This window comes from Geothrix sp., from assembly GCF_049292215.1.
Taxonomy (GTDB): Bacteria; Acidobacteriota; Holophagae; order Holophagales; family Holophagaceae; genus Geothrix.
In genome coordinates this window covers 38,281-51,803 of the sequence record NZ_JBATQW010000070.1, presented here as the reverse complement: position 1 = coordinate 51,803, position 13,523 = coordinate 38,281, and the positions used below count along the sequence as shown (strand labels likewise).

General features: G+C 67.8%; 10 protein-coding genes. 6 read left to right on the top strand and 4 right to left on the bottom strand.

The window, feature by feature from the left end:
• Positions 1–319 precede the first annotated feature (319 nt).
• The 3 genes from WAS25_RS12020 to WAS25_RS12010 are packed head-to-tail and all read left to right on the top strand — an operon-like array spanning position 320 to position 5,588.
• Positions 320–2,536, top strand: a complete 2,217-nt coding sequence (locus WAS25_RS12020; protein ID WP_422312388.1) for an Rne/Rng family ribonuclease — start codon at positions 320–322, stop codon at positions 2,534–2,536.
• Positions 2,537–2,542: 6 nt separating this feature from the next.
• Positions 2,543–3,265 (top strand): ZIP family metal transporter, encoded by a 723-nt coding sequence (locus WAS25_RS12015; RefSeq protein ID WP_422312386.1) that lies wholly within the window; start codon positions 2,543–2,545, stop codon positions 3,263–3,265.
• A 7-nt stretch (positions 3,266–3,272) separates the two neighbouring features.
• Complete coding sequence (locus WAS25_RS12010; protein ID WP_422312384.1) at positions 3,273–5,588, top strand: LPS-assembly protein LptD; 2,316 nt, start codon at positions 3,273–3,275, stop codon at positions 5,586–5,588.
• On the opposite strand, the gene WAS25_RS12005 is transcribed toward WAS25_RS12010, so the two are convergent.
• From WAS25_RS12005 to kdsB, 4 genes are read right to left on the bottom strand one after another with little or no spacing between them, the layout of a single operon-like run.
• Positions 5,572–6,951, bottom strand: a complete 1,380-nt coding sequence (locus WAS25_RS12005) for a diguanylate cyclase (protein WP_422312382.1) — start codon at positions 6,949–6,951, stop codon at positions 5,572–5,574. The genes WAS25_RS12010 and WAS25_RS12005 overlap by 17 nt on opposite strands.
• Before the next feature lie 47 nt (positions 6,952–6,998).
• A complete protein-coding gene (alr, locus tag WAS25_RS12000; protein WP_422312380.1) occupies positions 6,999–8,138 on the bottom strand; it encodes an alanine racemase in 1,140 nt (379 codons plus the stop codon).
• Complete coding sequence (trxB, locus tag WAS25_RS11995; RefSeq protein WP_422312378.1) at positions 8,135–9,103, bottom strand: thioredoxin-disulfide reductase; 969 nt, start codon at positions 9,101–9,103, stop codon at positions 8,135–8,137. Before trxB ends, alr begins: the two co-directional genes overlap by 4 nt.
• A 43-nt stretch (positions 9,104–9,146) precedes the next feature.
• Complete coding sequence (kdsB, locus tag WAS25_RS11990; protein ID WP_422312376.1) at positions 9,147–9,932, bottom strand: 3-deoxy-manno-octulosonate cytidylyltransferase; 786 nt, start codon at positions 9,930–9,932, stop codon at positions 9,147–9,149.
• 84 nt (positions 9,933–10,016) lie between these two features.
• On the opposite strand from kdsB, the gene WAS25_RS11985 reads away from it, so the two are divergent.
• From WAS25_RS11985 to WAS25_RS11975, 3 genes are read left to right on the top strand one after another with little or no spacing between them, the layout of a single operon-like run.
• Entirely contained in the window at positions 10,017–12,047 is a 2,031-nt protein-coding gene (locus WAS25_RS11985; protein ID WP_422312374.1) for a chemotaxis protein CheA, read from the top strand.
• Positions 12,040–12,471, top strand: a complete 432-nt coding sequence (locus tag WAS25_RS11980) for a chemotaxis protein CheW (RefSeq protein WP_422312372.1) — start codon at positions 12,040–12,042, stop codon at positions 12,469–12,471. The genes WAS25_RS11985 and WAS25_RS11980 overlap by 8 nt, the downstream gene beginning before the upstream one ends.
• A 49-nt stretch (positions 12,472–12,520) precedes the next feature.
• Entirely contained in the window at positions 12,521–13,522 is a 1,002-nt protein-coding gene (locus tag WAS25_RS11975) for a beta-ketoacyl-ACP synthase III (protein WP_422312370.1), read from the top strand.
• The last annotated feature ends 1 nt before the right edge of the window (position 13,523 follow it).

Here is a 13,523-nt window from a genome sequence, read left to right as displayed (position 1 = left end):
TCCTAAGTAGTCTTGATCCTGGGTTCCGGGGGTGAATCCCTTTGTTACGGCACGTGACATCCCTGTAACTTCATCCCCGAACCAGCTTGCCCTTCCGCAAATAAGTGGGTTTAATGCTTGAAGATCCTGCGTGCTGATCGAGGCACCGCCCGCGCACGGGGATCGTGACCATCCTGTTTTTTCCTACGGGTGGCTGAAGTCAGGGCAGGGCCCCCTTCGGTTTCCCAATCCACCATCCCAATCCATCACCACACCCAAGGCCGCTGAGCCTGCCGGGCGTAAGCCGCAGCCAGGACCCTGGGCCCCCAGAGGAGCCTCCTTGAGCCCCAAGAAAACCATGATGATCAACGCCACGGACCCGGAAGAGATCCGTGTGGCCACCCTGATCGACGGCGTGCTGTTCGACTACGATGTCGAGTTCCTGCACAACGAGAAGATCAAGGGCAACCTCTACAAGGCCCGGGTGGTCCGGGTAGATACCAGCCTCCAGGCGGCTTTCGTCCACTTCGGGGGCCAGAAGAACGGCTTCCTGCCCCTGGGCGAGTTGCCCCGGGAGCTGAGCGGGGATGGCCGTCGCGCCCGCATCCAGGATGTGCTGCAGCGGGATCAGGAGATCCTCGTCCAGGCCGTCCGTGAAGAGCTGGGTAGCAAGGGCGCCATGATGACCGGCCAGGTGAGCCTGGCGGGCCGCTACCTGGTGATCACCCCCGGCAACCCCGTGAACGGCATCAGCCGGAAGATCGAAGCCACCGAAGAGCGCCGCCACTTCAAGCAGCTCATCGACACCCTGGAGATCCCCGAGGACATCGGCGTCATCGTCCGCACCGCCAGCCTGGGGGTGACCAAGGAGGACTTCCAGCGCGATCTGGAATACCTCCTGGACACATACAAGGAGGTGCTGAACCGCTACAAGCACCGCCACGGCGTGGGCCTCGTTTGGCAGGAGGACGACGTCGTCACCCGCACCCTGCGCGACACCTTCACGGCCGACGTGGAGGAGGTGCAGATCGACGACGAGGACACTTTCCGGGCGGCCCAATCCTTCTTCAAGCGCACCATGCCCCAGCACCTGGAGGTGCTGAAGCACTACAGCGGCAAGAAGCCGCTCTTTTCACGCCACCAGCTCGAAGAACAGATCGACCGCGTCTACGGCCGCAAGGTGGGCCTGCCCAGCGGGGGCGCCCTGGTGCTGGACCAGACCGAGGCGCTGGTGGCCATCGATGTCAACAGCGGCAAGACCTCCGGCGACGGCGTTGAGGACATGGCCTTCAAGACCAACATGGAGGCCGCCGAGGAGGTGGCCAGGCAGCTGCGCCTGCGCGACCTGGCCGGCCTCATCGCCATCGACTTTATCGACATGAAGCGCGAGTCCCACATCCGCTCTGTGCAGGACAAGCTGGTGGACTGCCTCAAGGCCGACAAGGCCCGCATGGAGGTGGGGAAGATCAACCGCTTCGGGGTGCTGGTCATGACCCGCCAGCGCATCCGCCCCAGCCTCCAGCACGTGAACCACGAGAGCTGCCCCACCTGCGCCGGCACGGGCAAGGTGAAGACCATCGAAGCCATGGCGCTCTCCGTGGTGCGCAAGCTGCACGGCATCCTGGCCAAGGGCGGCATCGGCGAGATCCGCGTGAAGCTGGCCCCGGCCATCGCCGCCGCCGTCCTCAACGAAAAGCGCAGCGACCTGACCCTGATGGAGGAGGAGAGCGACGCCCGGATCCTCATCCAGGCCGACTGGTCCATGAGCTACGGGGAGATGTCCGCCGAGATCGAGCGGGCCGAAGAGGCCCCGGTCGAGAAGCCGGCGCCCAAGCCCCACCGCGAGAAGGGCGCTCCCGAGGATGAGACCGTGGTCCTGGGCGGCGACAGCCCCATCTCCTTCGAGAAGGCCCTGGGCCTCCACGGCGATGGACCGAAAGACGCCAAGAAGGAAGCCTTCAAATACGACCGTCGCGACCTACAGCGGGCGGCCCTCGATGAGCGGGAGCGCCTCCGCGCCCTGTTTGAGAGCGCCAAGCCCGAGGATGAGGATGCCGAGGATGGCGCCGAGGAAACCGGCGACGAGCCCAAGGGTGACGGCACCAAGCGCAAGCGCCGGCGCCGGCGTCGCAAGGGCGGGGCGGACCGAGGCGAAGCTGCCACGTCGTCCTCTTCCTCGGATGAGCCCAGGGCGGCCGAGGCTGAGCCCATGCCCGAGCCCCCGAAGGCCACAGCGGACCTGGTTGCCAGCCTGCTGACGCCAAGCCCCAGGCCCCGGATTGGCGCGGCTCCCCGGACCGCCGAGCCCGCCGTGGCGGAAACCCCCAAGCAGAAGCGCACGCCCAGGGCCAAGGTGAGCTCCGTTCCGGAACCCTCGGCAATGCCCACCCCTGCCCCCGAACCTCCTTCAGAGCCGGTCGCTCTTGTGAAGAAGAAGGCCACCCCAAAGGCCAAGGCTTCTGCCAAAGAGCCCGTCAAGAAGGAGAAGGCGGAGAAGTCCGCCGAGGCGGCTCCCAAGCCCAAGCCGACCCGCCCGAAGAAGGCCAAAGCCGAGTAGTCGCGGATGTCCACCTTCTGGATCGCGTCCTTCGCCTCCCTGGCCACCCTCCTGGGTGGCTGGGGGGTGGTCCGCTTCCTCCAGGGCCGTGCCCAGTTCATGCGCCTGCTCTCCGGCGTGGCCGCAGGTTACCTGCTCTCGGTGACGGTGGTCCGCATCATCCCCGAGTGCCTGGAGGCCAAGGGCGGAGAGCTCAACGCCTACTGGGTACTTGCCGGCTACCTGCTGGTGCACGTCATGGAGCACGGCATCACCCTCCATTTCCACTACGGGGAGGAGACCCACACCGATGGCTCGCCGCTCAGCGGCGTGCTGGCCCTGATCGGCCTGTCGCTGCACAGCCTCATGGATGGCGTGGCCATCGCGGCGGCCCTGTCCACGCACAGCAACCTGGGTCCGCTGGTCGTCCTGGGCATCCTCTTCCACCGCATCCCGGAGGGGGGCACCATCGCCTCCATCTTCCTGGTGCGGGGCTTCGGGAACCGCGCGGCCATGCTGGCGGCGGGAACGCTGGCCCTGGCAGCCATGCTGGGCGCCGCCGGGCAATCGCTGCTCAACCTGCCGACCGGGCCTATTCTTGGGCTGACGGCCGGCCTGGCCCTCTACGTGGCGAGTTCGGACCTGCTGCCCGAGGTCCAGAAGGTCTCGGGCCTCCGCAGCACCATCGCCCTGCTCTCGGGTGTGGGGATCTTCCTCCTCAGTTCGCGGCTGTTGCCGCACCAGCACTGAGTTCCGCATGCACCGTCTCCGGAGGGGATGCAGTGGCCTGGTGATGGGCGCCCTGCCGACCCTCCTGGCGGCCCAGGGCCTGCCACCGGCCCCGGCCCTCCCGTTCCTGGACGCGCCCACGCCGGCCGAGCTGCTCCCGCTCCGCCCCTTCCGCATCGAGCGGGGCCCTGGCAATTCCCGCGTGCCCTTCGACTGGCGAGGCGACCGGGTTCGGGAAGTCGGCGACGTCTGGATCCTTGAACAAGGCGCCATCCAGGCGGAGGGCCTGCTCCTCCTGGCTGACCGCATCGAATACCGCATTCCCGAAGGCCGGCTCATCGCCGAGGGCCACATCCGCCTGGAAGGTCCGGGGCTCCGCCTGCGCGGGGAGCGCCTTCAGATGGACTGGGGCCTCCGCTCGGGCGAAGCCTGGGCCCTGCAGATGGACCTGCCGCCCTCCTGGACCCTCAAGTCCGGCCACGTGGCCTTCACCACCCTGCGTACCTGGTCGTTCGACGAGGTGGAGCTGAGCCCCTGTCCCGAAGATAAACCAGGCTGGAAGGCCAGGCTCTCCAGCCTGAAAGTGGACCTGGATGGCTTCGCCACCCTCTGGAATGCGCGGGTCCTGCTGGGCTCCGTGCCCATCTTCTACCTGCCCTACGCCCTCTATCCGGCACAGGCGGAACGCACCTCGGGCCTGCTCCCGCCGCGCCTGGGACTCTCCAGTTCCTTCGGCTCCACCGTGGGGCTCTCCTACTTCCAGGTGCTGGGCGAATCCGCGGACACGACCTTCTCACCGGAGTACCTGAGCAAGGAGGGCGTGCTCTGGGGCGGAGAGCTCCGCTGGCGCCCGGACCTGACCCACCAGGGCAGTCTCTCGGGCGAGACCATCCATCAGCGGAGCCTTGATCTCCGCCGGTACCGCTACAGCCTGAAGGAGGTCTGGCAGCGCGAAGACGGCTGGCAGCTGACGGCGGATGTGAATCAGGCCTCGGACAATTTTGTGGATGCCGACTTCGGCAAGGGCCTCGGCTCGCTCGGTGCCACCAGCTTCGATTCGGCCCTCTACCTCGGGCGGAGCTTCACGTTCGGCAGCCTCAGCCTGTCCGCCGCGGAGCAGCGCAGCTTCTTCTTTACCAAAGACCAGGGCGATCCCTTCTACAGCGCCCAGTTCCCGGCCTCCCTCCGCCGGCAGACCCTTCCCCAGGGCGAGTTCCGGTTCTTTCCCATCCCCCTGCTCGGACAGTTGTACGTGGATGGTGGGCTGCGCCTGGGCCGCTTCGCCTACCGCATCGAAGGCAGCTCCTCCGTGCCCGACCAAAGCTATGCCTGGGACCGTCAGGATGCCAACACGCGCATCCATGGACGCCTGGGGCAGTGGGGTCCCTTCCGGGCCGACTTCGAGCTCCTGGGGAGGGCCACCCACTACAGCTCCACCCTGTCCTCTGCCGTGTTCGACCCGACGGGCGGGGCTGACGGCAACGTGGTCGACCCGGCCACCAGCCCCTTCCAGGTGGATGGCGTCCCGGCGACCCGGCTCCTGCTGTCCAGCCACCTGCGGCTGTCGGGACCCCAGGTCGGCCGGAGCTTCAAGGAGGTCTCCCTCCTGGGCTACCAAGGCGAGGTCAAGCACGTGGCCGAACCCTATTTCGGGTTTACCGAGACCAGCCGCTCCGGCGAGGCCGGCATCCTGCCCAGGTTCGACACCGTGGACTCCTTTCCCGGCGTCAATGACAGCGCCTCTGGTGAGCGGAGCTTCGAACTGGGCCTCAAGCAACACGTCCTGGGGCGCTCCGGCGCGGGATCAGGGTTCGCGGATCTCGCCCGGCTCCGGGTGGCCACCCGCTACCATGCGACTCCGATCATCCTCAGCGACGGCCGCTACAAGAAGGGCTGGTCCTCGCTGGACACGGACCTCGACGTGGAACCGGACGACCGCTGGCGCATCAGCCTACGCCGGTCCTCCGACATCGGGGCGGGCGGCTCTGACAACGCCCTCAGCGTGGACGTGAAGGCCAGGGACGGGGGCCGCTTCAACCTGGCCTACTTCTCCACCGGCATCAACCGGTTCCTGGTCCGCCAGCAGGGCCTCCAGTTCGGAGGTCTGCAGCGGCTCTGGGACGACCGGGTCAGGCTGGAGTTCAGCGCCAACTACGATTTCCGGAACCACGGCTTCGCCTCCAGCCAGGTGGCGCTCGCCTATGTCCAGCCCTGCGTGGCCTATGTCCTGAAATACAGCCACGTGGCCCTGGACACGAACCTGGTGTCGGGGGGAAGGGAGGATCGTGTGGACCTGACCCTGACCCTCCGGGGACTTGGCGACCTGTTCAGTTTCCGGCGCTGACGATCCGTCCGGGGTTGTCTCCCTCTTCGGAGACCACGACCCGGTTCCGTCCCAGGCTCTTTGCCTTGTAGAGCGCCCTGTCCACCTGGGACATCAAGGCACTCAGGGTGGGCGCGCCGCTGCCGCCCACGCCGAAGCTCATGGTGGGGAAGATGGCCTGGCCCCCGGGCAGGATGATGGCGTCCTCGTCGATGCGCCGCCGCAGCTTGTTCGCCACCTCCGCCCCGGCTTTGAGATTCGTCTCCGTAAGCAGCACGGCGAACTCTTCGCCACCGATTCTGAAGGCGAGGTCCGACTTGCGGAGTGCGGAACGGATGCGGCCGGCAAGCTGCCGGAGCACCTCGTCGCCGACGGGATGGCCGAAGCGGTCGTTGATCAGCTTGAAGTGGTCCACATCGCCGAGGACGAGGACGAAGGCGCGCCGGTGCCTTTCCCATTGCCGGACCGCATGGTCGAGGTTCTGGTCGAAGGCCCGGCGATTGAGCAGCTCGGTCAGCGGATCCGTCAGCACCTCGTTGCGTAGTGAGGCCGCTTCGATTTCCAGCATGCTCCGTCGTTCCCGCAGATCGTGGATGGCTGATTCGTATTCAACTTGGATGCGACGCGCGTGCAGCCATTCCATGGCGCGCTTACAGGCGTGGACCAGGCGAGGTGCGGGCAGGGGGAGCTGCACCCAGTCGGAGATGCCGGCCAGGAGGAGCCGCCGCTGATCGGCCTCGTGCTTCACCTGGCCCACCAGGATGGTGTACGGCAGGAGGCCCGATTCCCTCAGGTGGGACAGGACGGCCAAGGCGCCGTCCACCCCGCCGGCGGAAAGGCCCAGCAGGAGCACCGGTGCCTTCAGCGCGCGTTGAGCCTCCACGGCATTGCGGATGGGCGGCGAATGAACTTCGATTGCGAAGTGGTGGAGCATGTCCCGCACCTTCTGGGCCAGGGATGACTGGAATCCCAGAGCCAAGACCGGGAGCCGCTGGCCCTCCTCGCGGGGAGCGCTTCCGGCCAGGACCGGGCCGAGGTGGTTGAGCAGCTGCTGAATGGTGTGCCCCGCGGCGATGAAGCCATCGCCCTGGGACTCCTGCAGGGCCTTGAGATCCTGGTCGGTGGGGGCGTGATCGAGGATTAGGAAGATCGGGAGGTTCCGGAACAGGATCCTGGCCTCGCCCCGCAGAAGTCGGCACAGGCGATAGCCATCCATGGGATCGCCGCCCGAGTCGACGAGCAGGACCTGGGCCTCGTTCCAGGCATCATTGGCCAGGGCCTCGAGGGGGTCGCCGGCCTGGAGGATGCGGTGCCCGGCCCCCTCGAACGCCATCCTGAGGCGTTCGACAAGGTCGTCATGGCGGGAGATGACCAACAGGTTCATGAAGGACCGAAGGGAAGTCCCTCATGGTAGAGCGGATCGGCTGAGGGTTAAGGGAAATAACGCCGGGAGATGCGGCGGTGGAGGGCGCAGGTCAGCTCGTAGGGGATGGTGCCAAGGACCTGGGACACCCGCTCAAGGCCGTGGGGGGCAGCCGGATCGGTGCTGTAGAGGGTCATGGGATCACCGGGATCCACCTGGACGCCCAGGGGCAGGGCCACAGTCAGGTAGTCCATGGACACGCGGCCCACCACCGGGAAGGTCTGACCGGCGAAACCGACGACGCCGCGGTTCCCCAGGTCACGCCGGTAGCCGTCGGCGTAGCCGCAGGCCAGCGTGGCGATCTGCATGGGTTGTGGGGCCACGAAGGTGCGGCCATATCCGACGGTGGTTCCGGTGGGGACGGTCTTGACCCGGGCCACCTCCGCCACGAGCGCCAGGGCCGGTTCCAGGCCGAGCTGCCGACCCTCTGGCAGGGTCGTGAGCCCGAAGAGGGCCAGTCCGGGCCTGAGGTGGGTGTCCTGGTCCAGGAGGTTGCGCAGACAGGCATCGCTGTTGCCGTGGTGGCGCTGCACCGGGTGGAGGCCCGCGTCGGCCAACTGGGCGAGGCAGCCCTCGAAGACCCGGCGCTGCCGGAGGGCGAAGCCCTGGTCAGGGTCGTCGGCCGTGGCGAAGTGGCCCATGACCCCCTCGATCCAGGGGGAGAGCTGCCCAAGGGCGGTCAGGCAGTCTCCGAGCTCGGACGGCAGCAGGCCGAAGCGGCCCATGCCCGTATCCAGCTTCAGGTGGAGCTGGACTGGGTGACTGGGCAGGATCCGGGCATATTCGGCCAGGTGCTCGGGACCGACAACCGCGATGGTCAAGCCCTCCGAGCAGGCGGCGGGGAGGGCCTCCGGGCGGAGGCCGCCCAGCACGAGGATGGGGCCGGTGAGGCCACCTTGGCGCAGTTCCAGACCCTCCTCCAGGCTGGACACCGCCAGGCCATGGGCGCCAGCCGAGGCCAAGGCCCGACCCACGGGGACGGCCCCGTGGCCGTAGGCGTTGGCCTTGACCACGCCCCAGACCTCGCGGCCCCCGGCCGCGGTCCGGAGGCGGGCTAGGTTCCGCCCGATGCAGCCCAGGTCCACTTCCGCCCGGAGGGCTCGGCCCTCGGGATGCCGGATCAGGGGTTCGAGGTGCTGCTCATTCACTCCGCGAGACCCTGGTCTGCGAGCCAGCGCTCGGCGTCGATTGCGGCCATGCAGCCGCTGCCGGCGGCGGTGATGGCCTGGCGGTATGTGTGGTCCTGGACGTCCCCACAGGCGAAGACACCGGGAATGGAGGTCCGGCTGGAGCCCTTTTCCACCTGGAGATACCCGGTCTCGTCCATGGGCAGCTGGCCCGTGAAGAGGCCTGTGTTCGGCTTGTGGCCGATGGCCACGAAGAGGCCTTCCACGGGCAGCTCGGATTCGCTGCCGTCCACTGTGTCCTTCAGCTTCAGGGCGCGGATCTTCTCGACCTTCTCGCCCATGGGCGTCTCGTGGGTGGCGGTGAGCACGTCCAACACGACCTTGTTCCAGACGGGCTGGATCTTCTCGTTCTTGAAGGCGCGCTCCTGCATCGCCTTGGAGGCGCGCAGCTTGTCCCGGCGGTGGATGAGGTGGACTTTGGTGGCGAACTTGGTGAGGAAGGTGGCCTCCTCCACGGCGGTGTCGCCGCCGCCCACCACGGCGATCTCCTTCCCGCGGAAGAAGAAACCGTCACAGGTGGCGCAGGCGCTGACGCCCCCGCCGGTGCGGGAGAGTTGCTCGTCCTTGTCGATGCCCAGCCACATGGCCGAGGCGCCGGTGGCAATGATCACGGCGTCGGCAGTGTAGTCGCCCTTGTCCGTGGTGAGGTGGAAAGGGCGGCTCTGGAGGTCGGCCTTGAGCACGGTTTCGGCCTTGATGGTGGTGCCGAAGCGGAGCACCTGCTCCCGCATCTCTTCCATCAGGGCCGGCCCCTCAATGCCCTTGCGAAAGCCGGGGAAGTTCTCGACCTCGGTGGTGATGGTGAGCTGGCCGCCAGGCTGGACCCCCTCGAACACCAGGGGGGCCAAGTTGGCCCGGGAGGTGTATAGGGCGGCGGTGTACCCGGCGGGGCCTGTGCCAATCACGATGACTTTATGGTGGTTCACGCGCTGCTCCTGGCGGGGACGGGCTGGGGCCCGGCTCCCGAGTCTACCGCGCCAACCCCCGCTCCCGAAGCAGGGCCTCGGCGGCCGACACGTCCGCCGGTACATCCACGCCCAGGCTCAGGTGCGGCGTATCGGCCACGCCGATGGCTAGGCCCGCCCCCAGCGCCCGGAGCTGTTCCAGCATCTCCAACTGCTCGAGCGGGTGTGGCGGCAGCTGAGTGAAGGCACGCAGCGCTTCGGGCCGGTAGGCGTAGATGCCGAGATGGCGCCGGAAGTGGCCCAGCTGCCTGGGCTGCATCCAGGGCCGGAAATCCAGCTCGAAGATGGAACCGTTCCGCAGGTAGGGGATGGGGCTGCGGCTGAAGTAGAGGGCCCGCTGGCGATCGTCCACCACCACCTTGACGGCGTTCGGGTTGAAGAGCTCGTCCGGGTGGGCGAAGGGGCAGGCGGCCGTGGCGATGGGGAGGTCCGGCTGGGCCACCATCAGGGCGACCACCGCCGCCACCGTGTCAGGGTGCAGGGCCGGCTCATCCCCCTGGATGTTGAGAATGCAATCGAAGGATTCCCCCAGGGCGGCGGCGGCGGCCGCGACGCGATCCGTGCCGGAGGGCAGGGCGGGGTCCGTCATGACGGCCTCGCCGCCAAACCCTCTGACCGCGGCAGCGATCCGCTCGTCGTCCGTGGCCACCAGCACCCGGTCCACGCCCCGGGCCCGGTGCGCCGCCTCGAAGACCCACTGGATCATGGGTCTTCCGGCAATCAGGGCCAGGGGCTTGCCCGGAAACCGTGAGGCCTGGAAACGGGAGGGCAGGACGGCGAGGGTGCGCATGGGCCAAGTGTAGTGCAGGGGGGGCGGTCGGGATTCCAGACTCCACCCCCCCCTGCCGATGCCTCAGTAACCGGGGGCTTTCGCTTGGACCAATCCTTCGACGATGTATGGGCAGAGTTCGAGGACCTCTTCGCGCAGGCCCGGCAGATCCTTGCCAGCTTGAAGGATCCCCAGCCGGCCCACCTGGTCCAGGCCTCGGTGAATGCCCTGTTCCGGACCACGCACACGCTCAAGGGGATGGCGGGCATGCTGGGCTTCCCCAGCTTCAGCAAGGCCGCCCATCGCATGGAGGACATCTTCGACCTCATGCGCAAGGGGCGCCTGCGCTCCACGGACTCGCTGGTCGAGACCCTGGAGGCCGGCATCCTGGCCCTGGAATCGGGCATGGCCGGGCTGCGCCGGGGCCACTCGGAGCCGGAGGACTACCTGCAGCCCCTCCGCCGGCAGTTGGGAGAGCTGGAAGCCATGGCCCGACCAGCGGAGGGCGGGGCCCAGGACCTCACGGCGATGTTGGACCTGCCGCCCGACGTCATGAAGGCCCTTTCGGAGTACGAGCACACCCGGGTGACCTCCCTCCTCATGGGCGGGATGCCGATCCATGGCGTGAGGATCTGTCTGGATTTTGCGACCTTCGACGAGCGCCTGCGCGTCTACAGCGAGGCTCTGGGTGCGTTCGGAGAGCTCATCTCCACGCTGCCCTGGGATGCCCCTGAGGACCGGGAGGGGCTGGCCTTTCTCCTGATGATCGCCTGCCCAGAGCTCGATTCAAATCGGCTGCCGGTGCTGGAGGGGGAGCTCCTGGGAACCGCGCTGCTGGCGGATCCCACGCGGGTGCCGGCCAGCCTCAGGGGCGAGCAACCTGTCCAGGCTGCCGAGGCGCCGCCGTCCGAGCCGGCTCCCCCAACCCCGGCCTCCTCGGCTCCCCAGCCACAGGAGGTGGAGATCCTCCGGCTTCCCGCCCACCGGGTCGAGGCCCTGGAATCCCGCCTGATGGCGGTCGGGCAGCTGCGGGACGCGGCCAGCCTGCTCCTGAACCGGACCCGGCTGGTCAATGACGACGACCGACCCATGGCGCTGCTGGGGCAGATGGAAGACGGCCTCCTGGATGTCCAGAAGTCCCTGCTGCAGATGCGGATGGTCAAAGTCGAAAGCCTGTTCTCCCGCATCGAGCCCATGGTGAAGGGACTGAGCCGGGACACTGGCAAGCCGGTCAAGCTCGCCTTCCAGGGTGGCGACCTGGAGCTGGAGCGCGGCATCCTCGGGCGGCTCACGGAGCCGTTTCTCCATCTGGTGAGGAATGCCGTGGACCACGGCCTGGAACCCCCTTCGGAGCGGGCTGCGCTGGGGAAGAGCGAGGCCGGGTCCCTCCGGATCTCCGCCTCCCAGCGGGGGCGGAACCTCCGCTTCGACATCCGGGACGATGGGCGGGGGTTCAACCTGGAACGCATCGAGGCCCGCGGGATCGAATTGGGGCTCCTGAAGGCGGGGGAGAGTCACACCCCGGAGCGCCTGCACCGCCTGACCCTGGCACCCGGCTTCTCGACCACCGACCAGGCCACCCAGCTGTCCGGGAGGGGTGTGGGCATGGATGTGGTGCGGGCCGAAATCGAGGCCCTGGGCGGCGAGGTGCACCTCTCGAGTGAGGTGCGACGGGGCAGCCTCATCCGGTTGACCTTTCCCTTGAGCCGGGCAGTGGTGGGCTGCCTCAAGGTGCGCGGCGCCGGACAGTCCTTCGGAATCCCACTGTCCAGCGTCATCCGCGTGCAGGCAGGACGGCATGTCTGCCGGGGGGGCGACCAGGTCCAGGTGCTGGGCAGGTCCCTGCCCCTTGAATCCCTCCAGGCCTGCCTCGGCCTGCCGGAACCCGACGGACAGAAGGCCTTCGTGGTGCTGGGCCATCAGGGCGCCTCCTCCAGGAGCGTCGAGGTGGCCCTGGGCGTGGATGAGATCGTGGGCCGGGGGGAAGTGTTGCTGCGCAGCCTGCCCGAGCTGGCGCACACCTCCGGCATCATGGGGGGCAGCGTCCAGGAGGAAGGCATCCTGTGGGTCCTGGATCCCGATGCCATGCTTGGGCTGGCCATGGACTCCCTGATGAGGAGGGTGGCCCGTGTCTGAGCAGGGCTCCTGGCTCCATGTGCAGGCCTCCGGGATGGACCTGGCCCTCTCCACGCGGGACCTCCGGGAGGTGGTGGCCATGGAAGCCGTGTCCCCCCTTCCGGGCCGACCCCAGGGCATCCAGGGCGTGGTGATCTTCCAGGGCGAATTCCTGCCCGTGCTGGCCTGGAAGGATCTCCCGGGCTGCCCGGACCAGGTGGGGAGCCCCACGGCGATGGCCGTGCTGCGTCCCCGCCTGGCCATCCCCATCGACCGGATGATGGGGATGATCGAGGCGTCCGATCCCCTCCTTCGCGAAACTGATGAGAATGACCCTGTGAGCAGCTGGAGCAGTGGTCTGCTCCTGCTGGGGAGCCAGGAACTCCGCGTGCTGGACCCGGTCCGCCTCATCGCGATGTTGCGGCGCTTCCGGGGCGACCGCTGACGGGGCGGAGGGCTTCGTGCGATGATGGCTGTTTCGTACCGGAGGCCCCTTGAACCGTCGCCTTGCCGCCCCCGTTGGCATCACCGGAACTGGACAGTGTTTCCCCCCTCGGGTGGTCACCAACGACGATCTGTCCAAGATCATGGCGACCAATGATGAATGGATCCGGACCCGCACCGGCATCCGTGAGCGCCGCTGGGTCGAGCCCGGCGTGGGTGCCTCCGAGCTGGGGGCGCCAGCCCTCCAGATGGCCCTGGATAACCGTGGGCTCAAGGCTTCCGAGCTGGACCTGATCCTGGTCACCACGGTGACGCCGGACACCCTATTCCCCGCCACGGCCTGTCGAATCCAGCACATGGTGGGGGCCACCAAAGCCTTCGGTTTCGACCTGAACGCGGCCTGCTCGGGTTTCCTGTATGCCCTCACCACCGCCGCCAGCATGGTGGCCGCTGGCGGCGTCAAGCGGGTGGGCGTGGTGGGCGTGGACATCATGTCCACCATCATCAACCTGGAGGACCGGGCCACCTCGGTGCTGTTCGGGGACGGGGCAGGAGCGGCCATCGTGGAGCGGGTTGAGGACGGCCTGGGCATCCTCGACTTCGAGCACAAGGTGGACGGCTCCGGCGGCTGCTTCCTCTACATGCCGGCTGGCGGTTCCCTGAAGCCCGCCACGGCCGAGACGGTTGCGGCCAAGGAGCACTACATCCACCAGGCCGGCAGCGAGGTCTTCAAGAACGCCGTGCGGGAGATGGCCGACAACAGCAAGCTGCTGATGGACCGGAACGGCTTCACCGGCGACCAGCTCAAGCTCTTCGTGCCGCACCAGGCCAACATCCGCATCATGGACGCCGCGGCCAAGCGGCTGGAGCTCGACCCTTCCAGGATGATGGTGAACATCGACCGCTTCGCCAACACCACCACGGCCACCATCCCCACCGCCCTGCACCAGGCCTTCGAGGAGAAGCGCATGGCCAAGGGCGATCTGGTGGCACTGGCCGCCTTCGGCGCCGGGTTCACCTGGGGCGCCACGCTGCTCCGCTGGGCCTACTGAT